The sequence below is a fragment of the Nocardia sp. NPDC006982 genome, assembly GCF_042869435.1.
GTDB lineage: Bacteria > Actinomycetota > Actinomycetes > Mycobacteriales > Mycobacteriaceae > Nocardia.
The window spans coordinates 574,151-593,631 of sequence record NZ_JBIAFV010000004.1 but is presented as its reverse complement, the minus strand read 5'-3'; the positions used below and the strand labels follow the sequence as shown (position 1 = coordinate 593,631).

At 65.5% G+C, this 19,481-nt stretch carries 18 protein-coding genes and 1 pseudogene; 11 read left to right on the top strand and 8 right to left on the bottom strand.

What is annotated here, in order from left to right:
• The first annotated feature begins 7 nt into the window (after positions 1-7).
• Positions 8-1,513, top strand: a pseudogene (locus tag ACFYOW_RS19725) (FAD-dependent monooxygenase).
• A 3-nt stretch (positions 1,514-1,516) separates the two neighbouring features.
• Here the strand turns inward: ACFYOW_RS19725 and ACFYOW_RS19720 are convergent.
• Positions 1,517-2,689, bottom strand: coding sequence for a serine hydrolase domain-containing protein (locus ACFYOW_RS19720; RefSeq protein ID WP_387289769.1), 1,173 nt, complete (start codon positions 2,687-2,689; stop codon positions 1,517-1,519).
• A 116-nt stretch (positions 2,690-2,805) separates the two neighbouring features.
• Here ACFYOW_RS19720 and ACFYOW_RS19715 point away from each other — a divergent pair, with 116 nt between their 5' ends.
• Positions 2,806-3,282, top strand: a complete 477-nt coding sequence (locus ACFYOW_RS19715) for a hypothetical protein (protein ID WP_387289767.1) — start codon at positions 2,806-2,808, stop codon at positions 3,280-3,282.
• Between the two features lie 390 nt (positions 3,283-3,672).
• Positions 3,673-4,572 carry a phosphotransferase family protein gene (locus ACFYOW_RS19710; protein WP_387289765.1) on the top strand — a complete coding sequence of 300 codons (900 nt, stop codon included), beginning with the start codon at positions 3,673-3,675 and terminating at the stop codon, positions 4,570-4,572.
• Between the two features lie 54 nt (positions 4,573-4,626).
• On the opposite strand, the gene ACFYOW_RS19705 is transcribed toward ACFYOW_RS19710, so the two are convergent.
• The gene (locus tag ACFYOW_RS19705) at positions 4,627-5,376 is read right to left on the bottom strand and encodes an SDR family oxidoreductase (RefSeq protein ID WP_387289763.1); all 750 of its coding nucleotides are present in this window, start codon (positions 5,374-5,376) and stop codon (positions 4,627-4,629) included.
• Between the two features lie 710 nt (positions 5,377-6,086).
• Positions 6,087-6,578: an ArsI/CadI family heavy metal resistance metalloenzyme gene (locus tag ACFYOW_RS19700; protein WP_387289760.1), complete on the bottom strand. Its 492-nt coding sequence runs from the start codon at positions 6,576-6,578 to the stop codon at positions 6,087-6,089.
• Between the two features lie 160 nt (positions 6,579-6,738).
• Here ACFYOW_RS19700 and ACFYOW_RS19695 point away from each other — a divergent pair, with 160 nt between their 5' ends.
• Positions 6,739-7,602 (top strand): helix-turn-helix transcriptional regulator, encoded by an 864-nt coding sequence (locus ACFYOW_RS19695; RefSeq protein ID WP_387289758.1) that lies wholly within the window; start codon positions 6,739-6,741, stop codon positions 7,600-7,602.
• A 43-nt stretch (positions 7,603-7,645) separates the two neighbouring features.
• Here the strand turns inward: ACFYOW_RS19695 and ACFYOW_RS19690 are convergent, their stop codons facing one another.
• Together ACFYOW_RS19690 and ACFYOW_RS19685 are read right to left on the bottom strand one after the other, a co-directional pair.
• A complete protein-coding gene (locus tag ACFYOW_RS19690) occupies positions 7,646-10,693 on the bottom strand; it encodes a BTAD domain-containing putative transcriptional regulator (RefSeq protein WP_387289756.1) in 3,048 nt (1,015 codons plus the stop codon).
• A gap of 51 nt (positions 10,694-10,744) precedes the next feature.
• The gene (locus tag ACFYOW_RS19685) at positions 10,745-10,942 is read right to left on the bottom strand and encodes a hypothetical protein (RefSeq protein ID WP_387289755.1); all 198 of its coding nucleotides are present in this window, start codon (positions 10,940-10,942) and stop codon (positions 10,745-10,747) included.
• A gap of 111 nt (positions 10,943-11,053) precedes the next feature.
• Here ACFYOW_RS19685 and ACFYOW_RS19680 point away from each other — a divergent pair, with 111 nt between their 5' ends.
• The 3 genes from ACFYOW_RS19680 to ACFYOW_RS19670 all read left to right on the top strand — a co-directional run bounded on the left by ACFYOW_RS19680 (position 11,054) and on the right by ACFYOW_RS19670 (position 13,774).
• Positions 11,054-11,449, top strand: a complete 396-nt coding sequence (locus ACFYOW_RS19680; protein WP_040694299.1) for an ankyrin repeat domain-containing protein — start codon at positions 11,054-11,056, stop codon at positions 11,447-11,449.
• Between the two features lie 71 nt (positions 11,450-11,520).
• Positions 11,521-12,825, top strand: a complete 1,305-nt coding sequence (locus ACFYOW_RS19675; RefSeq protein WP_387289752.1) for a glycosyltransferase 87 family protein — start codon at positions 11,521-11,523, stop codon at positions 12,823-12,825.
• 40 nt (positions 12,826-12,865) lie between these two features.
• Positions 12,866-13,774 (top strand): DMT family transporter, encoded by a 909-nt coding sequence (locus ACFYOW_RS19670; protein WP_387289750.1) that lies wholly within the window; start codon positions 12,866-12,868, stop codon positions 13,772-13,774.
• Here the strand turns inward: ACFYOW_RS19670 and ACFYOW_RS19665 are convergent, their stop codons facing one another.
• Entirely contained in the window at positions 13,775-14,695 is a 921-nt protein-coding gene (locus ACFYOW_RS19665) for a Rieske 2Fe-2S domain-containing protein (protein WP_387289748.1), read from the bottom strand.
• Positions 14,696-14,943: 248 nt separating this feature from the next.
• Here ACFYOW_RS19665 and ACFYOW_RS19660 point away from each other — a divergent pair, with 248 nt between their 5' ends.
• The 3 genes from ACFYOW_RS19660 to ACFYOW_RS19650 all read left to right on the top strand — a co-directional run bounded on the left by ACFYOW_RS19660 (position 14,944) and on the right by ACFYOW_RS19650 (position 17,124).
• Complete coding sequence (locus ACFYOW_RS19660; RefSeq protein WP_387290085.1) at positions 14,944-15,852, top strand: NADP-dependent oxidoreductase; 909 nt, start codon at positions 14,944-14,946, stop codon at positions 15,850-15,852.
• Positions 15,853-15,949: 97 nt separating this feature from the next.
• Positions 15,950-16,663, top strand: a complete 714-nt coding sequence (locus tag ACFYOW_RS19655) for a helix-turn-helix domain-containing protein (RefSeq protein WP_387289746.1) — start codon at positions 15,950-15,952, stop codon at positions 16,661-16,663.
• Between the two features lie 95 nt (positions 16,664-16,758).
• Entirely contained in the window at positions 16,759-17,124 is a 366-nt protein-coding gene (locus ACFYOW_RS19650; protein ID WP_387289744.1) for an META domain-containing protein, read from the top strand.
• 3 nt (positions 17,125-17,127) lie between these two features.
• Here ACFYOW_RS19650 and ACFYOW_RS19645 read toward each other — a convergent pair whose 3' ends face one another.
• Together ACFYOW_RS19645 and ACFYOW_RS19640 are read right to left on the bottom strand one after the other, a co-directional pair.
• Positions 17,128-17,730 carry a TetR/AcrR family transcriptional regulator gene (locus tag ACFYOW_RS19645; protein ID WP_387289742.1) on the bottom strand — a complete coding sequence of 201 codons (603 nt, stop codon included), beginning with the start codon at positions 17,728-17,730 and terminating at the stop codon, positions 17,128-17,130.
• 27 nt (positions 17,731-17,757) lie between these two features.
• Positions 17,758-18,201 (bottom strand): MarR family winged helix-turn-helix transcriptional regulator, encoded by a 444-nt coding sequence (locus ACFYOW_RS19640; protein ID WP_387289740.1) that lies wholly within the window; start codon positions 18,199-18,201, stop codon positions 17,758-17,760.
• An 81-nt stretch (positions 18,202-18,282) separates the two neighbouring features.
• On the opposite strand from ACFYOW_RS19640, the gene ACFYOW_RS19635 reads away from it, so the two are divergent.
• On the top strand, positions 18,283-19,443 hold the full coding sequence (locus tag ACFYOW_RS19635; protein WP_387289739.1) for an MFS transporter: 1,161 nt from the start codon (positions 18,283-18,285) through the stop codon (positions 19,441-19,443).
• Positions 19,444-19,481 lie beyond the last annotated feature (38 nt).

Sequence of the window (19,481 nt, the reverse complement as noted above, 5' to 3'; positions counted from 1 at the left end):
ATGTCGGATGGATGAGACCGCCGTACTGATCGCGGGAGCCGGGCCGATCGGACTGACCGCCGCGATCGAGTTGCGTCGCAGGGAATTTCCTGCCGGGTCATCGACCCACTGCTGGAACCGCCGCGATACGCGAAAGCCGTTGGCATTCAGCCCCGCACGCTCGAGTTATTCGAGGGGATGGGCGCCCTGCGTCAGGTGCTGGACGCGGCGATCCAGCTGCGCGGCCAGATCCTCTATGTCAACGGTGCCGAAGTCGCCCGGATGAAGCTGTCGCTGCCACCGGACATACCGTTCGGATTCATCGGGCTACCTCAGTACGAGACGGAGCGGATACTGCGCGACCGCCTCACCGCACTGGGCACCACGGTCGAACGCGGCCCGCGACTCACGACATTCGAGCAAGGTGACGAAGATGTCCGGGCGGTATTGTCGCGCGCCGACGCCGATGAGATGGTGCGGGCGCGTTATCTCGTCGGCTGCGACGGTGCGCACAGCACGGTCCGTAAGACACTCGGCCTGACGTTCGAGGGTGCGGCGTTCGCCGAGCAGTACATGCTCGGTGATGTCGAACTCGACTGGTCGCTGCCTCGTGGGTACAGCATCCGTTCGATGCACCAGACCGATGGCGTCACCGACGGTGTGCTGGTGTGTATCCCGTTGCCTGGCAGGTCCCGGTACCGCATCTCGATGCTCGTCCCGGACGAACTCGCGAGCGCGTCGGTCGGCGGCGACGATATCGCGCACGGCTTCGAATCCGGGCGCAAGCCCGAACTGCCGCATCTGCAGGCAGTGCTGGACCGGCTCGGTCCCGAGCCGACCACAGCGTCGGAACTTCGCTGGTCGTCGGTGTTTCGGATCAGCCACCGCATTGTCGATTCCTATAGTCGCGGAAGGGTTTTCGTCGCGGGCGATGCCGCGCACATTCATCCGCCGACCGGCGCGCAGGGCATGAACACCGGTATCCAGGATGCGCACAATCTCGCGTGGAAGCTCGCGCTCGCCGTCAAAGGCGATGCGGCAACGGATCTGCTGGACAGCTACGACGCCGAACGCAGGCCCGTCGGCGAAGAGGTGGTGGGCCGGACGGTGCGCAGCGCCCGCGAAGGCATCGGTGCGGATTCGACCGATCCGGATTATGCGCCGGTCTCACCCGCGATGCCGTCGCCTTCGATATTCGGCTGTTCTCGTTGCTTGGCCGAATCGAGCACACAATCCTGATCTACGCGGACGAAACCACCTCTGCGACAGATCTTCGCGAGTTGGAACAACTGGCCGCTGCCGCAAAGGTCGCGGCGCACAGTCATCTCGACGCGTATCTCATCGCCGCCCCGCAAGCCGAAATCGCCGAGACGATCCTGCCGCTTTCCGCGATACCGCGGGAAAATTCGCGCAGAGTTATCGCGCGCGGCAGCGCTCGGTATTCGTCGTCCGGCCGGACGGCTATCTCGGATTCGCCCGGCGTACTGCCAGCAGCGCCGACGTCACCGACTACCTGAAATCGACGTTCATCTGAACCTCAGCTGCGCGGCGGCCGGTCCGGCACGAGAAGTTCGGCCAGCTCGGTGCCGATGGGAATAGCGTTGTCCACGTTGGCATCTGCCTTCGGTCCGAGCGTGCAGTACAGGACGATCATGGACTTGGTAACCGTGTCGTAGAAGACCACACCGTTGTACCCGCCGAATGCCGGATTCATGAATATCCAGTCGTCGACATGGACAATGCCGTAGGCGAAGAACTTTTCTTTGGTGAGTGGGCCCAGGCCCGCTGTCGAGGGCGCCATCATCTCCTCGAATGTTTCGGTGGGCAGCAGTTTCCCTTCGGCGAGAGCGCGCACCCAGAGCGCGACGTCGGGAACTGTGCTGTTCATATTGCCGCTGTGCAGGAATGCGGTGGGATTCCAGAACGTGGAATCCTCGAAGACACCACGCTCATTGGTGTAGCCGTGCAGGCTCGGCTCGATCATCTGCGGTGTCAGCATCACTCGGCTCTGCTTCATGCCGAGCGGGTCGATGATGCGCTGCTGAATCAGCTCGCCGAGCGGCTTGCCGATGGCCTTCTCCAGCACCACGCCGAGTACGACCAAATCACTGTGGGCGTAGGCAAAGCTGGAGCCCGGCGTGAAGAGCGGTGGGCGCGCATTGGCCAGGTCGAACAGTTCCTGGCTGGTCAAACCCTTGATCGGATTCGCGTAGAAAGTCTTCAGGAATTCGGGATCGGTCACGTAGTCCGAGATGCCGGAGGTGCCGTTGGCGAGCATCCGCGGCGTGATCTGGTCGGCACGTGGAAAACCCGGTAGCCACTTGGCAATCGGTTCGTCGAGCCGATCAACGCCTTCCTTGTTCAGCTGGAGCAGCACCGTCGAGAGCATGGGCTCCATCGGCTGACCCACCCGCAGCTGCATGTCGGGTGTCGCCGGAACTCCGAGCGGGGAGCTGCCGAGTGCGCCGAGGGCGAGCTGTTCATCGCCGCGCCATACGCCGAATACGGCAGCGCTGAGGTCGAGTTCGGTCATTTTGCCACGGACGATGTCCACGATTCGCCCGGCTTCGGGGCTGTCTGCTCGCGGGATAGTCGAATCCTGTGCTCCGTGGTCGTTATTCGAGCCGCAGGAGACGGCAGCGATGGCGATCATGACGGTGAGCGCGACCGAAACCGCGCTGTGGATCCACTGGCGACTCGCAACACACATATCTGGGTGATCCCTTCATATGCATGAATCAGCTGGAAACCGCGTGAGCTGAATTTACGCGCAGATGACAAGACCCGGAAGATAATGCGACGTAGCGGGCACACGAGGAGGAAGCCGTGCGGTACCAGGCGGGCGAGGCGACATTGCGAGTCGCCGTCGAGTTCACCGATACCGCCCGTCGGTCGCTCGACATCACGTGGTCGGCCGCCCGCAAGAAGTTCGAGTACGCGCGGATCTTCCTGGTGCCGCTGGGCCGCGATCCGCAGCGGATATACCTGGACCTCGTGGACCGGCGGTCGTTGGCATCGGTGCGACTGCCAACCGAATCGGCCGACGGTGAGCACGCCATCGAAGTTGACGCTTACGGCAGCGCGAGATGGGGCGATGGGCGGCTCGAAGCACGCGGGCGCAGCGCGCCTCGTTCACGATCGGCCTTGCCGACTCAGGCTAGCGGGCGGTCGGATGCGCTCCGTTTCCACCGCGAGCAGGGTTCTCTTCCCGCCTCCATCGGCGTAGCCTCGGATCGGTGCTGCGCCACCAGCGAATGCACCAGATCGATCAGATTGCCTACGGTTATGAGACTGTGCACCTGATCATTTCGCGGTGGGCTGGCCAATGAACCGCGGTAGTACTGGCCCGAGATGGGCCAGCCCCGCCTCGCTGACCACCTCGCTCCTCGATGCGAAACCACATATCCAACAGGTCGGTCGACTCAGCGCCGAGTTCGTCGATCAGCGACGACTCCGGGCCGATCGCGTCCGCGACGGGCGTGATGACCACGGCCGCAAGATCTTCGGCTTTCATGCGAAGACCCTGGCCATGCACGTGGGCATGGACCTCGAGCCGATCCGAAGACCTGGTTGCTGGGCATGGCAAGACCGCGCCGCGACTAGCGGGCGATATCGTGGTCGGCGCGGTAGTTGATGCATCAGATTGGTTGTGAATCAATGCAATTCGCTAGATCGAACCGCTATCATGGAGAAATGACCGCGACGCGGCTGAGTAACGGGACGTGGTCGATTCTGCGGGGCGCCTGCGCGGGCGTTGGCATGAATTCCGCAGACGCCCAACTACTTCGAGTGACCGGCGAGATCGACTATCGGTTGCTGGGCGGGGTGATAGCGCGGATCGGTGCGCCCGGACAGCAGGGCGCCGCCAAGCGTGCGGTCGATGTCGCGCGCTGGTTGATGTCCGCCGAAATACCTGCGGCGCAGGCGGTTTCCGATATTCCGCAGCCGGTGGTGGTGGACGGTCGCGCGGTGACCTTCTGGCATGAGCTGCCGCGGCACCGCGCGGGTACACCTGCGGAGGTGGCCGCGGCGCTGACGAGATTGCATGGGCTGGCACCGCCGACCGAAATGGAAATCGGACAGGTGGCCCCCTTCGTCGGACTCGACGAACGCATCGATGCGGCGCATACCATGAGCGCGGACGACAGATCTTGGATGCGTAGGCATTTGGCGGAACTGCGTGGTCGCTGGGCGGCGCTGCCGACCGGACGGCCGTGGAGCGTCATCCATGGCGCCGCGTGGAGCGGCAATGTGGTTGTCGCGGAGGACGACAGCGTGATCCTGCTCGATACCGGACTGCTGTCGTTCGGTCCACCAGAATGGGATCTGGTGCATGCGGCGATCGAATGCGCGTCGTTCGGCTGGATCACCGATGCGCAATATGCCGAGTACTGCCGGGCCTACGGCAGTGATGTGCTGCGCTGGGACGGCTTCTATCTGCTGCGTGATATCCGGGAGTTCCGGATGGCCACCATGGCCGCGCAGGCGGCGGCCGCGAATCCGGAGTACCAGGCGCAGGCGGATCTTCGCCTGGCCTGTGTGCGTGGCGATATCGGCCCGCGGGTGTGGGACGGGTGGACGGCGCTGTCATAGCGTGCTTGCGACGCCGAACGGCGAACGTCCGGGAGGACGTCCGCCGCATCGGGTTCAGCCCTGCTGGGTCGGCACGACGATGAGCTCGGCCACGTTGACCCGCGGTGGTGCGGCGACGGCGTAGGCGATCGCATCGGCGATATCGTCCGAACGCAGGACTTCGAGTTCGCTGCGCCACTGGGCGAGCCCGGCGCGCTGTTCTTCATCGCGCATACCCGCGCCGAGTTCGGTTTCCACGAAACCGGGTTCGATATTCTTCACCCGGACACCGCGCGGGCCGAATTCCGCGCGCAGATTGCGGGTGAGGTGGGCAACGGCGGCCTTCGTCGCGGTGTAGACGCCGTAGTTCGGGAAGACGGTGTGCCCGCCGATCGAGCCGACATGCACCAGATCCGCGCGGCGGCCGTCGCGCGCCGCGGCGAGCAGATCGTCGATGAAAACCCTTCCGGTGTAGAGCAATCCGCTGATATTGGTGCCCACCATCTGATCCCATTCGTCGGTGTCCGCCGCTTCGAACGGTGCGGCGAGCATGACGCCCGCATTCGCGACCACCAGGTCGATCGGTCCGAATGCCGCGTGCACCGTTGCCGCGGCGTCGTGCATGGATTGCTGATCGACCACATCGGCGACCACCGCGAGGGTCGGTCCGCCGATCTCGGTGGCCAGTTCTTCGATCCGTTCCTTGCGGCGGCCGAGTAGGGCTACCCGTGCGCCGTTGTGTGCGAGCTGTCGGGCGGTGGCGGCGCCGATACCACTGGATGCGCCGGTGACTACCGCGGTGCGGCCTTCGAGGTTGTTTGTCATGAGCACCAGGTTCGTATCCGCGGTGGCCGCCCGCCAGGCTGCGGACTTCCTGGTAGTCGCGGGGCCACCCAGGTCCGACCGGGTTGTCCTACCCTCGGTTGCATGGACTCCGGGAACCGATTGGGTGTTCCTGCGCGCCCGCGACCGGCGACGAGATCACATCAGGTTTACGAGCCCCCACAGCGCACCCGTCAGGGCGAGGAGCAGTAGCGGGATCATTCTTCTGAGCTCTGGCCAGTTCGGACGCCAATGGCGTTGCACCGCAGGTATGTTCTGCAAGCTGCGCGATAGGCGCGGTATGCGGTAGATGATGATCAATATCGTCATCAACGCAATGTCCAGGACCGCCAGCACTAGGAGTAGGTTCGCCATCGTGTCCCACCCATTTCTTTCTCTTCCGGGGCTCTCAATCTTCTCCCACTGACTACATGAGGTCGTCATGTTTGCGGCACAACAGATTTCGCGGGCCTGATCGGTAAGCCCGCTCGATCCGCGAAGCACCCAGTACGCAGGGTTCCAGGACGGGGAGCCGAATCCGGCACGGCGAAGGACTGACAAAGGCAAGGCGTCGCCCCGATTGAATGGGACGCCTTCACGATTGGGTCAGTTGCTGGGCGGCGATACCGGATCCGACGACCACGCACACCAGTAGGGCGGTGCCGAGGAACCTGGCGGTGAGCCGCCGCGCCAACAGCGTCATCGGGCGAGTCTCAGCCGCAGCAGGAGGCGCCGGAGGCAACCGCGTCCTTCTTAACGGCGGTGCCGCAGCACACCGACATCGCCTGCTCGTCGCTGGCGGTTTCGCCGGAGGCGAGTTGTGGTGCGGTGCCGAAGGTTTCGCTGTCGGCCAGCACGGTGTAGACCTCCCAGCGTTCGGCATCGGGTGCGGTGACCCACACCTTGTCCTGGGTGGCGAAGCAACAGGTGGTCGCCATCTGCTCCTCGGTGAACAGCCCCGCCGTCGACAGTCGCGCGATCTCCGTGTGTACCTGGTCGCTGGCTTCGACTTCGACGCCGAGGTGGTTGAGGCTGCCGCCGTGGCCGGGGTTCTCGATCAACACGAGCTTCAGCGGTGGTTCGGTGATCGCGAAGTTGGCGTAACCGGGCTTGCGCTTGGCGGGTTCGGCATTGAACAGGGTCGAGTAGAACTGCACCGCTTGATCGATGTCGTCGACGTTGAGGGCGAGCTGGATGCGGGACATTGGACGGTACCTCCACTTGTGAGACATATATCGAAAACCTGACGGAGTCGAGTCTGCCCAACCTTTTCGACATATGTCAAGAAGGGGCTCTGTCAAGCTGCAACTTCCTGGTAGTCCCAGGGCCACCCAGGTCCGAGCGAGTTGTCCTACCCTCGGATGCATGGACTCCGAGAACCGATTGGGCGTGTTCCTACGCGCCCGCCGCGAACTGGCGCGTCCGGAGGAGTTCGGGATTCCCGGTGGTGGCCAGCGGCGGGTGGCCGGGCTGCGTCGCGAGGAAGTGGCCATGCTCGCTGGCATGAGCGCGGACTACTACGTGCGGCTGGAGCAGGGACGGGATAAGCATCCGTCCGAGCAGGTGGTCGAGGCATTGGCCCGGGTATTCGCGTTGGATGAGGAGGGGGTCGCGCACCTGCGCGAGTTGGCGCGGCCGACCGTTCGACGCAGGCGGGCGGCGCGACGGCCCGAGCGGGTCGCGCCAGGGCTGTTGCGCCTGATGGATTCCTGGCCGAATACGCCCGCACTGGTCCTCGGCCGATATATGGATGTGCTGGCCGCGAATCCACTGGCCACCGCGGTCAATTCCTGTTCGGCCAAGGGCGTCAATATGGTGCGGGCGATCTTTCTGGACCCGCAGGCGCGTGCGTATTACTCGGACTGGCCAACCATTGCCGCCGATACCGTCGCCAGTCTGCGTGCCACCGCGGGCACCGATCTCGACGATCCGCGCCTGACCGAGCTGGTCGGCGAGTTGACGCTGAAGAGCGAAGATTTCCGGCGGCTATGGGCCCGTCATGACGTGCGCGCGAAAACCGCGGGCGTCAAACATTTTCGCAATCCGCTGGTCGGAGACCTCACGCTGTCCTACGAAACCTTCGCCGTCAATGGTGCTCCTGGCCAGATACTCATCGCCTATCACGCCGAGCAGGGTTCGGCCGACGAGCGCGCCCTAGCACTGTTGGGCATGATCGTCGCGGGTGGGGTGCCCGAATCTGCTTCCGTACCAGTAGATTCCGACAACTGAGGCCGAGCGGTAGCCGCACCGGTGGTTCGGCCACCGCATGCGTTCAAATCGCCTGTGATAGTAGGAATTCGATTGCGGCGGTGGGGTGCAGGCCCGCTGTGCTGCCGTAGGCAGCGGTGAAGGCGTCAGCCCCGAGCGCTGCGCGGGCTCGATCCGCCGGTGCGACGAGATTGTCATAACCGCGAAGGTCCTCGGTGCCGAGCATGGCGGCTGCCGCGCCGAGCAAATGGGCCGCAGCGGTCGGATTGCCATCGAGCATTGCGAGTGCGGCATACAAATGCGCGAACATTGCCAGGTCGTCCGGCTGCGCCCCGCTCGAAATGGTCGTTGCTGCGTCCCCGCCGATGATCAGCCCTTTGGTCGCCGCATCGAGCACCCGCCGAGCTCGCGCCGGATCGTTGTCGAGAATCGCGATCAGCGCTCGAAAACTAGCACTCCGAGCACGAATTCGAGTACCGAAGGCGGTATTCACGAGACCGGTTTCGGCCCGATCGAGTTCGCGCAGCGCCGCTTTCCGATCGCCTCGACGCAGGAAATACTCCGCGCGCGCAAGCCGCACATATGTCGCGGTGCCTGGCTCTGCGGCCGCCTCGACATGTTGTCCGGCTCGCGCCAGCGCGGTTTCGGCGCGGTCGAATTCGCCGAGCCGAGCCAGCGCGGTGGCCGCTTCGGCCCAGACGGCCGCGGCATCACCCGCATTGCCCAGCTCTTCGAAGGCGGCAGCGGCACGGGTGAGCGAAGTGATCGCCCCGGGCAGATCACCGTGACGCATCTGGTCATCCGCGATCGACTGGAGTGTCGTGGACAGGCCGAAGCGTTCACCAACCGACTCGAATTCCTTTTTCGCACTGACCAATTGGGCGATGCTCGTACCGCCGAGTAAGAGCGTTATCCCGCGCTCCCACCCGACCAGCCCGGGCCATGAGGTCGAAAGGCCTTGCCCTTCCAGGAATGCGGGCGCTACCAGCAGAACGGTGCCCGTCGGCCCGCTGGGCAGATCGCCTGAGCCCCTTGCTATTTCGATACCAGCCGCTACGGCCCGAATCCCGTCGTCGATCGCCCCGCTCTCATACCGCGACAACCCATCGAGCACACCGCGCAATGCCCGCAGCTCATCCGGTACCTCGCCGCGAAGCTCCAGCACCGCCCGCATCCAATGCAGCCGCTCGGTGTGGATCCCGCGCAACGTCCAGTACCAGAACATTGCCGCGATCAGTCGAATGCCCAGCTCGACCGCACCGGTGTCCACCGCGAATCGCAATGCGGCGGAAATATTGCCGCGTTCGGAATCGAACCGGGCGAGCGCATCGAGCTGCCCGGCGGAGCGCAGTTCCGCCTCGGACGATTCGGCGAGCCGCAGCGAGTACTGCGCCTGCCTATCTCGAACCACACCCTCCCGACCGGACTCCGCCAACCGCTCCAACGCATACGACCGGATCGTTTCGAGCATCCGGTACCGCTCGCCGCCCAGCTCGACCAACGACTTGTCCACCAACCCGGCGAGCAACTCGAGATCGTCGACGGCGTCGAGGATCGCACCGGCCGGAAACACCGCCAGCCACATGACGAGCTCACGTTCGGGCTCCGACAGCGGCGCCCAACTCCACTCGATGACCGCGCGCAATGTCCGATGTCGGGCCTGCGCCGTCCGGCTGCCGCGACCGAGCAGCGTGAACCGATCATCGAGCTTCGCCGCGATCTGGCCGACCGAGAGTGCTCGCAGCCGTGCCGCCGCCAACTCGATGGCCAGCGGCAAACCATCCAGCCGTCGGCAGATCTCGACCACGGCCAGGGCGGTGCCGGCATCGAGCGCGAAATCCGGACGGACCGCTCGCGCTCGTTCGACGAAAAGCCGTATCGCGGGAAAACTTTCGGCATCGGCCACATCATCGGGCACGGGCAGCGGACGAATCTGGTGAATATGTTCACCATCGACGGCGAGCGATTCCCGGCTGGTGGCCAGCACCCGCAGCTGCGGACAGGCGCCGAGCAGCCGGTCGACTAGTTCGGCAACCGCGTCGACGAGATGCTCGCAATTGTCCAGGATCAGTAGGACATGTTGGTGTGCAAGGTATTCCGCCAACCGATCCACGGGATCACCGGCCGACGGCTCCAACACCCCGACCTCACGCACACCGATCGTGGTGAGCACCGCTGAGGCGACCTGTTCCGGATCGCGCACCGCGGCGAGTTCGACCAGCCACACGCCGCGGGAAGCCCGCTCGCCCACCTCGACGGCGAGTCGGGTCTTACCCGCACCGCCCGGTCCGACAATGGTGATCAGCCGGGCGGCCGCGAGTCGCGCGGTCAGCTCGGCCACATCCTCCTCGCGCCCAACGAAACTCGTGACCTGCGCGCGCAGATTGGTGCGTCGGCGCGGCGCCGCGGATTCCTGCCGCAGGATCGCCAGGTGCAGTTCGCTCAGTTCGGGGGACGGGTCGATGCCGAGTTCGTCGCTGAGCCGATCTCTGGTCCGTTCGAAGGCCGCCAATGCATCGGCCTGCCGGCCCGCCGCATACAGCGCACGGATCAGCAGGCCCTGGATGCGCTCGGTCAGTGGATGCGCCTCGGCCAGTACGCGTACCTCGTCGAGGACGTCATTGCCTGCGGCGACCTCCAGCCCGAGCCGATGTTCGGCCGCGCCGCGCCGCAACTCGTTCAACCGCACCGCCGCGTCGGCCGCGAACCGCAGCTCCAGCAGTTCGGTCAGCGCCGGACCCCGCCACAGGGCCTCGGCCTCGCGCAATGCGGCCAGATCATCCGATTCTCGCCCGGCCGCGGCCAGGCGTTCGAACCGGACGACATCCACATCGACGGGATCGATTACCAGCCGATAGCCCGCCGCGAGTCCCTCGACTCGCGCGGTGCCGACCGCGCGCCGGACCCGAGACACCAACGCCTGCAACGCATTCGCGCCGTTATCCGGCGGGCGTCCGTCCCAGATCGCATCGGCGAGCGCATCGGCGGGCACCACCCGGCCGGGTTCCATGGCGAGCCGGGCCAGCAATGCGCGCACCTTGACCCCGGCGATCCGAAGCGGTCGGTCCTCGTCATCGCGGACCTCGAAGGGGCCGAGCAGCAGTACACGCACGGCAGTAAGCCTGCCGTATCGGGCAGTGGGGTCGACGTTCTGGTGGATCGGCTAACGACTGTGCGGGAGGATGCCGAGTGTCACGGTCAGTCCGGCCGCGATGCATCCGGCGGCCGCCGCGCTGGTCGGGAAGGAACGGGTGATGGTGGCGATGCCGGCCACGAAAATCAGGCAGGTTGCCAAGGCCAGCAGCGCGGTTCCGCGATCGACACCGGCAGGGCGGTGAAATCGCTTGTGCGTCACTGTCATGTTTGCGGGGTACCCGATCGTCGAGTTATGAAACTGTTATCGACCGCGACAGGCCGAATCATTCCGTGACAACTGCCGTCTCCGGCGCATCTCGAGTGGTAGGACTGGCAGATGGGCAATGACGAGACGGACCCGGACCTGATCGAACTCGCCACCAAGATCTTCGATCTAGCTCGGCACGGCGATGCCGAGCGGCTCACGGCGTACCTCGATGCCGGTGTCCCGGTGAACCTCACCAACGACAACGGCGACACGCTGCTCATGCTGGCCGCCTACCACGGTCATCAGGACGCCGTCCAGGTGCTGCTCGCGCGTGATGCCGACCCGAATCGAGCCAATGACAAGGGACAGACCCCGCTCGCCGGTGCGGTCTTCAAGGGCGAGACCGAGATCTTGCGGGCCCTGCTCGCCGCCGGTGCGGATCCGGATGCCGGGACACCGTCGGCGCGGGCCGCGGCCGCCATGTTCGGCAAGAACGATCTGCTCGGCTTGTTCGGGGCGTCCTGAGCGTTGACCGATTGCCATGAGTAAGAACGCGGATTCGGCTGCCTTCGTGCGGGTCGGTATAGTCGCCGCGGATGAGTAGTGTCACCACCCCAGATAGGTCGAAGCCCGTGAACCGACGATTCGGGCGCGCGGTGTGGCTGGTGCCGGTGCTGCTCGTCGGCTTCGCCACCTGGTGCCTGATGGCGCCGCTGTGGCCCTTCCACCGGATCACCGGTGGGTTCATCGACCTGCAGGTGTACCGGCTCGGCATCGAGGCGCTGCGCGACGGCGCGGATATGTACGGCCAGTTGCCGCAGACCACCATCGGTATCGGGCTGCCGTTCATCTACCCGCCGTTCGCCGCACTGGTGTTGAGCCCGTTCGCGCTGCTGCCATGGGATGCCGCGGCCTTCACCTTCTTCATCTCCTCGACGCTCGCACTGGCCGTCACGCTGTATCTGGTCGCGCGGCGGCGCTGGCCCGAGCGCGGCGCGTTGCAACTCGCGCTGCTGGCCACCTCTTGCGCGACACCGCTGGCCATGCTGCTGGAGCCGGTCCGCTCCACGCTGGACTTCGGACAGGTGAACCTGCTGCTGATGGTGCTGGTCGCCGCGGACGCGCTCACCGCGAAGCCGAAGTGGCGGCGCGGCATGCTGGTCGGCGTTGCCGCCGCGATCAAGCTGACACCGGCGGCATTCGTGCTCTACTTCCTGGTGCGCCGGGATTATCGCGCCGCAGTCACCGCCGCGATCACCGGTGCGGTGGCGACCGCGCTCAGCTTCGCGATCCTGCCCAAGGAATCGGTCAACTACTGGTTCGGCGGACTCGGCAATGTCTCCGGACTCAGCGGCTCCTCCTTCCACACCAACCAGTCGATCCAGGCCGTGCTCGCCCGATTCGGCGTGGAGAAGCCGCTGTTCACCGTGCTGTGGCTGGTGCTGAGTGCGGCGCTGCTCGCGCTGGTGGTCCCCGCCATGCGCCAGGCCGCCGAGATGCCCGCGCTCGCGCTGTCGATCAACGCCGTCTTCACGTTGCTGGTATCGCCGATCTCCTGGTCGCATCACTGGGTGATGATCGCGCCCGCACTGTTCGCGATGGTCTGTTACGCGACCACACTGCCGCGCGGTCGGGCGATCGGCTGGTATGTGGCGATCGTCCTCACCACCGCGGCATTCGTGTACGGGCCGCAGAACTGGCTGCCGGGCGATAATCGCCGTGAATTGGCCTGGACGCCTTGGCAACACCTGTGGGGGAACACCTACGTGTGGTTGAGCGTGTTGCTGGTCGTTGCGTATCTCGTTGCCGGCAAGCGGGCGAAGTCGCAAGCGGGCGAACGCGATTCCGCGCCGAAGGATATCGATCTCGTCGATCTGGCAGGTCCTCGCCCGGCGGCCTGACCGTTTCTGGGATGCTGGGTTTTTGGACGGAGGGTGCCGCGTGGTCGCGATCGATATCGAACGGAATCCGAAGTCGGCCGGGCCGCTGACGCCCCTGCGTGCGGTGCACGCGCGCGGGCTCGGCGGGGTGCCGCCGACGGCACTGGTGCTGATCGGGATCGTCAGCGTGCAGGTCGGCGCGGCGCTGGCCAAACAGCTGTTCACTGCCACCGGGGCCGCGGGTGCGGTCACACTGCGCCTGTTCTTCGCCGGGGTGGTGCTGCTGGTCGTCTGGCGGTCCGCGCTGCGGATCGAGCGGCGCGCGCTACCGGTGGTGCTCGGCTACGGCACCGTGCTCGCCTCCATGAACCTGTGCTTCTACCAGGCCATCGACCGGATTCCGCTCGGTATGGCGGTCACCCTCGAATTCTTGGGGCCGCTCAGCGTCGCGCTGGCCGGCTCGCGGCGCTGGACCGATCCGGTGTGGGCCGTACTCGCCGGTGGCGGCGTACTGCTGCTGACCAAGGCGGGCGGCGATGTCGGCTGGTCGGGTGTGCTGTTCGCGCTGGCCGCGGGCGCCCTGTGGGCGAGCTACATTCTGCTGAGTGCCGCACTCGGTGACCGGACCAGCGGCGGTGGGGGATTGGCAATTGCGATGGCCTTCGGCGGTGTGCTCATGGTCCCGGTCGGCATCGCCGACGCGGGCGCCACACTGTTCCAGCCCTCGGTCCTCGCTGCCGGTTTCGCGGTCGCGATGCTGTCGTCGGTGCTGCCGTATTCCGTGGAACTCGAAGCGCTGCGGCGCATTCCACCGCGCATCTTCGGCGTGCTGATGAGCCTGGAACCGGCTGCCGCCGCACTCGCCGGACTGATCGTCCTCGGCCAGATCATGCACGCGGCGCAATGGGTGGGCGTCATCTGCGTGGTGGCGGCCTCCATCGGAGCAACCCGAACGGCGCGGCGGAAATAGTCAGCAGTCCGCACTACCAGGCGCGAAGATCGGGATTTCGCACCACCACGGCTTGATCACCGGCGGTGTCGCCGGTGCGCCCGCGACGATCCAGTCGCCCTGTACCGATACCTCGCGGCGCGAGAGCGGTTCATTTGCCGGACCGGTCGCCACGGATCCGTCCAGATTGAATTTGCTGCCGTGACAAGGACAGTTGATGGTGCCGCCCGCGATTTCGTTGAGGGCACAGCCCTGATGTGTGCAGATCACCGAGAAGCCCTGGTAATTACCGGGATTCGGTTGGGTAACCACGGTGTCGCCGAGGATGAGCCCGGCGCCGACCGGTATGTCGGAGGAGCGGGCGAGGGCGTTCTCCGGTGCGCCCTCCTCGACCTGCGGCCCCGGTGCGGGTTGTTCCTGGACCTCTTGCCGTGCGGCGGGTAGCGCTGCGAATGCGCCCGCGACGATCCATTCGCCCTGTACCGAGATGGTGCGCGCGGCGAGCGGTTGGGTGGCCGGACCGGTCGCCACGGATCCGTCGAGATTGAATCTGCTGCCGTGACAAGGACAATTGATGGTGCCGCCACTGATCGTGTTGACCGCGCAGCCCGCATGCGTGCAGATCACCGAAAAAGCTTGGTAATTGCCGGGACTCGGCTGGGTGACGACGGTATCGCCGAGCAACACCCCTGACCCGATCGGCACTTCGGAGGTGCGGGCGAGTGCGGTGCCAGGGGTGGGTTCCGGCCCGGCCGGCACCTCGGTCGGGGGCGGCGGCGGTTCGGCGGCAACGGAACTCGATGTCGTCGTAGGTACTGCGGTGGAGGCGGTGGAGGTGACCTGCGTCGACGAGCTTTCGCTCGTGGAACAGGCCGCGACAACTGCCGCGGCCCCTGCTCCGACGACGATTGTTCGACGGTTGACGTGTTCGACGCTCATCATGACCTCGGCGTTGTCGGCTCGTTGTAGTAGGAGTTACGAGATAGCCGCCGATTAGGTTCGAGGTCGTTTCGGATTCTTGCCGAAGTTGGCGCTGCCTACCGCCCGGGTGAGACTGGGACCGGACGGGGCAGCCACCGGTCATTGAACGCAACGGTTCTGAGACCAAGGGTGGGTGTTCCATGAGACTCTCCTGAGAAAACCTGGCGGCGCTACCCGTAAGCGCGCGGTTCGACCCGTAGGCTGGGATGATGCGGGCGATTGCGTTCTACGAATTCGGCGGTCCGGACGTACTGCAGATCGTCGACATCCCGATCCCGGAACCGGGCCCGGGGCAGGTCCGAGTCGCGGTGCGGACCGCCGCAGTGAATCCGGCGGATTGGAAAATCCGTTCCGGCGCACTGTCTTTCGGCGAACCGGTGTTCCCGCAGTATCCGGGTGGTGAGATCGCGGGGGTGGTCGATGCGGTTGGCCCGGATGTCACCGATGTCGCGGTCGGCGACGAGGTACTGGGCTGGGCGGTCGCGGCGTACGCGGAATACACCCTCAGCAATGCCGTCGCGAAGAAACCCGAGGAATTGTCCTGGCCGGATGCCGCATCGCTCCCGGTCGCGGTGTCGGCGGCGGAGAAGTCGTTGGCGGCACTGAAAATACAAGCGGGCGAAACGCTGCTGATCAATGGTGCGTCCGGTGCGGTCGGGTCGATGGCGGTGCAGCTGGCCGTGGCCGAGGGCGTCACCGTGATCGGCACCGCTTCCGCGGCCAACCAGGATATTGTGCGCGAACTCGGCGCCACCCCGACCACCTACGGCGCCGGTCTGGTCGAGCGCGTGCGCGAACTCGCGCCGAACGGCATCGACGCGGTCTTCGACGCGGCCGGACACGGTGTGCTGCCTGCCGCCATCGAATTGCGCGGCGGCACCGACCGGATCGTGACGATCGTGGATCCGGCGGCCCGCGAACTCGGCATCACCTTCCTCGCGGGCAGCGGTCCCGAACGGCCTATCGAACTGCTCGAGCAGGTCGCCGAACGCGTCGCCAGCGGTGCGTTCCGGCTGCCGGGCGAGGCGCGGACCTTCCTGCTCGAGCGGGCAGCAGCCGCACAGGAGGAGAGCGAAATGGGGCGTGGCCCAGGCAAGGTCGTGCTCAACGTGAGCTGACCCCGGTCCGGAACGCCTTGTTGCGAACGACAACCGGCGTACCATCTTTTCTTGCCGTGTGCCGATGGGAGCCGCGGCAAGGAGGAGGACGGGCGCGATGGTCGGTAGCCCATCGGCTGACGGAACGAGCCGCGGTGTGCTCGACGCCGGTTTCCAGATACTGGAGGCCATTTCGGCGGCGCCGGAGGGCTGTGGACTGTCCCAACTGGCCCGCACCACCGGATTGGCGAAGGCCACCGCATATCGGTTGGCCGAACAGTTGGTGGCGCTCGGTGCCGTGCAGCGGGTGGAGCAGCGGTATTTCGTCGGAGAGCGGATGGCGGAGTTGGGGCGGCATTGGCAGGCCGCGCCGATCCTGCGCCGGGCCGCGCAACGGCCCGCCCGGGTATTGTCCGCCTTGACGAATTCGACTGTCGCGGTGTGCATTCTCGACGCGGGCGAGGTTCGGATGGTCTCCGGGATCAAAGGTGCCGAGTTCTTTCTCAGCACGGCCGCGGATCCGGAGTTGGTATATCGCACCGCGCTGGCGCAGGTGCTCTTCGCGGGACGGGCCGACAATACCGTCCCGCCGCCGACCTATTCGGCCGCCGAATGGCAGCGTGTCTGCTCCGGAATCGTCGATGCGGGAATGGTTGCCGTCGACCATCACAACCTGATCGCCGGGATCTGTTGTGCCGCAGCCGCGATCCGTCAACCAGGGATGTGCGATGCGGCCGCGATCGGCTGTATCTCACTGTCCCAACAGTTTCCGCCGAATCTGCCCGGCCTGGTCGCACATACCGCCCGCGAAATCGAGAAGAATCTTCGCTGATCGGTTCGTTCAGTGGACCGGACCATTCTGCCCGCTCGACGCGAATATCAGGATAGATGGGCTGTCGAACGCTGCGAGTAAGGGCCGATCCACCGATGCAAGACTCAGATCTCTGGGGCCACCGCTACGTCTCCTCATCCGTAACCGAGAATGGCCGACCACGATTCCTGCTCGGCGGCACCCGGATCACCCTGTGGTTCGTCGACGAGACCCGCCGCCTGTCCGCACACGCGGGCGCCAATACCGTGATGTTCGAGGTGGATGCCGACAGCGGCGTTCTGAAAACCCGATCCCCGTTCTCCACTGTGCTGTCCTATCCGCCGGAATTCGCCTACCAGGATTCCTGGCTCACCGAATTCCTGCTCCTCGCGCCCACATGGACCACCACCGGGGACGGCACTCTCATCCTGAGCGACGACCGGATCAGGATCGAGCTGCAGCAGACCGCCGACTGCCCCTGATACCTAGGTCGCCGGGATGAGGAAGCTTTCGACAACTCGGCGGACCTTGGGCACCGCGTCGACTTCGCCGAGGCGCAGTGCGGTATTGGCGGCACAGAGGACGGCGTCGATCTGGAAGGCGGCGAGATCGATATCCAGATCGGCGATTTCGCCCGCATCGACGGCGTACCGGAGTTCGCGCGCGATGGTCCCCACCCACTCCCGCTGCTCGCGGACCAGCGCGTCGCGCACCGGACCGGGACGGCTGTCGAACTCCGCCATATTCGCGACCCGCAGGCAACCGCCGGCGAACAGCGGTGTCTGCGCGTAGACGATCCAACATTCGATCAGGGCGCGAAGTCGTTGCACCCCGTGCGGTTGCGCGCGGGCGGGACGGATGACGGCATCGATGAACATATCGCGGCCGAAATCGAGCGCCGCGAGTTGCAGCGTCTCCTTGGTCTTGAACAGGGTCTGCACACCCGCCTTGCTGAGCCCGGTATCGGTCGCCAACTTGCCGAAGCTCAAACCCTCGAGACCGTCGAGGGATGCGGTGTCGACCGCTTGGCGCAGCACGAGCTGGCGGCTCCGTGCACCGCGCAGTAGGCGCTTGTCCTCCGTCGTCATGGCTAAAGAGTACGTCCGATCGTATGGTTAAACAATCGGCGGCACCATCGCCCGCAGCAGATCGCGCAGGGTCTGCTGCTGTGCGGCGGTGAGCGAGGTCAGTGGCGACTGCGCCCCGAGCCGGTCGAGCACCTCGGCGCGCCGCCGCTCGCCGGCGGCCGTCAACACGATCTGCTTGGCGCGGCGATCGGTCGGATGTGGTTGCCGCCGAACCAGATCCTGCTGTTCGAGGCGGTCCAGCACGAAGGTCGCGTTCGACGGCTCGCACGACATTCTGGTGGCCAATTCGCGTGCGGTAATCGGATCCGACAACTCGCGCAGGGCGATCACCTGCGACGGCGTCATATCCAACGCCTCGGCGACGCGGCGAACGTGCACGTCGAGGCGGTGGGTGAACTGATGCACCAGCTTGCAGACATCGCGATCGATCTCGGTATCCACGGCGAGATTCGGTGGCGCCTGCTCCTTCATGCCGCCGAGTCTAGTGTCATGCTTCGAACTGTGATAGTTCTAATTCAAATCATTTGAGTTGTAACTATCTGGAGTGGATGTATGCGCCCTGCTGTCTTTGCGCTCATGCTGGTGGTCTTCAGCCTGACCACCGGTGAATTCGTAATCGCCGGAATCCTGCCCGAAGTGGCGGCTGGGCTCGGGGTGTCGGTGCCAGCGGCCGGTCTGTTGGTGAGTGCATATGCGCTCGGCATGATCGTCGGTGGGCCGGTGGTGACCGTGGCGACTGCGCGGCTGCCGCGCAAACCGCTGGTGGTCGGTTTGGTCGCGGTGGCCGTCGTCGCGAATCTGGGTTCGGCTCTCGCACCGAACTATTCGACCGTGCTGCTGGCCAGATTCGCCGCGGGACTCGTGGTGGCAACGTTTTTCGCAGTCGCCATCGCGACGGTCGTCTCGACGGCCGAACCCGGCCGCGAAGCATCGGCAGTGGCGCAGGTGGCGCTCGGCATGAATCTGGGCATTGTCGGCGGCACTCCGATCGGCGCGGCCATCGGCCAAACTTTCGGCTGGCGTGCGACATTCGTGTCGGTCGCGGTGTGCGCGGCCGTCGCGCTGCTGCTCGTGCTGTGTTTCCTGCCGAGGATGCCCGCGCCGTCGAGCGCATCGGTGCGCGGGGAGCTGCGCGTATTCGCCGATCGCCGTGTGCAATTGGCGATTGCGCTCACTGTGCTAGGCAATGTCGGTGTGGTGACGGTCTTTACGTACTTCACCCCGCTGCTCACCGAGGTGAGCGGATTTGCGGCAGGTGTGGTGCCCGCGCTGCTGCTGGTGTACGGCGCGGGCGCGGTGCTCGGAAACTATCTCGGTGGACGGCTGGCCGATAGGGCGCTGATGCCTTCGCTGGCGGGTCTGCTCGCAGCGCTGGCGGGCACGCTGGCGCTGCTCTGGGGAGCCGCCGAAATTCAATTGATCACGGTGGCACTGATTTTCGTGCTGGGTGTGCTGGCCTTCGCGATCATTCCCGGTATGCAGACCCGGGTCGTGACCGCGGCGGGCGCGGCACCCACACTGGCGGTCGCGGTCAATGCCTCCGGATTCCAACTCGCCGCCGCATGCGCGGGCCGCATCGGTGGCTGGTCCATCGATGACGGACCGGGATTGCGTTCGCTCTATCCGATAGCCGCTGTCCTCGCGGTATCGGGATCGGCGATGGCGCTGTACATGCTGCGGCGTGATCACAGGCCCGTGTTGGAATCCAGCTGACCGGTATGTCGTTGAATCCGGTTGCTGCACAATCTGTC

Bases quoted from the DNA above. Each gene is read 5' to 3' on its own strand.
- ACFYOW_RS19720 (WP_387289769.1), bottom strand. From the start codon at position 2,689: ATGTGTGTTGCGAGTCGCCAGTGGATCCACAGCGCGGTTTCGGTCGCG.
- ACFYOW_RS19710 (WP_387289765.1), top strand. From the start codon at position 3,673: ATGACCGCGACGCGGCTGAGTAACGGGACGTGGTCGATTCTGCGGGGC.
- ACFYOW_RS19705 (WP_387289763.1), bottom strand. From the start codon at position 5,376: ATGACAAACAACCTCGAAGGCCGCACCGCGGTAGTCACCGGCGCATCC.
- ACFYOW_RS19700 (WP_387289760.1), bottom strand. From the start codon at position 6,578: ATGTCCCGCATCCAGCTCGCCCTCAACGTCGACGACATCGATCAAGCG.
- ACFYOW_RS19695 (WP_387289758.1), top strand. From the start codon at position 6,739: ATGGACTCCGAGAACCGATTGGGCGTGTTCCTACGCGCCCGCCGCGAA.
- ACFYOW_RS19685 (WP_387289755.1), bottom strand. From the start codon at position 10,942: ATGACAGTGACGCACAAGCGATTTCACCGCCCTGCCGGTGTCGATCGC.
- ACFYOW_RS19680 (WP_040694299.1), top strand. From the start codon at position 11,054: ATGGGCAATGACGAGACGGACCCGGACCTGATCGAACTCGCCACCAAG.
- ACFYOW_RS19675 (WP_387289752.1), top strand. From the start codon at position 11,521: ATGAGTAGTGTCACCACCCCAGATAGGTCGAAGCCCGTGAACCGACGA.
- ACFYOW_RS19665 (WP_387289748.1), bottom strand. From the start codon at position 14,695: ATGATGAGCGTCGAACACGTCAACCGTCGAACAATCGTCGTCGGAGCA.
- ACFYOW_RS19660 (WP_387290085.1), top strand. From the start codon at position 14,944: ATGCGGGCGATTGCGTTCTACGAATTCGGCGGTCCGGACGTACTGCAG.
- ACFYOW_RS19655 (WP_387289746.1), top strand. From the start codon at position 15,950: ATGGTCGGTAGCCCATCGGCTGACGGAACGAGCCGCGGTGTGCTCGAC.
- ACFYOW_RS19650 (WP_387289744.1), top strand. From the start codon at position 16,759: ATGCAAGACTCAGATCTCTGGGGCCACCGCTACGTCTCCTCATCCGTA.
- ACFYOW_RS19645 (WP_387289742.1), bottom strand. From the start codon at position 17,730: ATGACGACGGAGGACAAGCGCCTACTGCGCGGTGCACGGAGCCGCCAG.
- ACFYOW_RS19640 (WP_387289740.1), bottom strand. From the start codon at position 18,201: ATGAAGGAGCAGGCGCCACCGAATCTCGCCGTGGATACCGAGATCGAT.
- ACFYOW_RS19635 (WP_387289739.1), top strand. From the start codon at position 18,283: ATGCGCCCTGCTGTCTTTGCGCTCATGCTGGTGGTCTTCAGCCTGACC.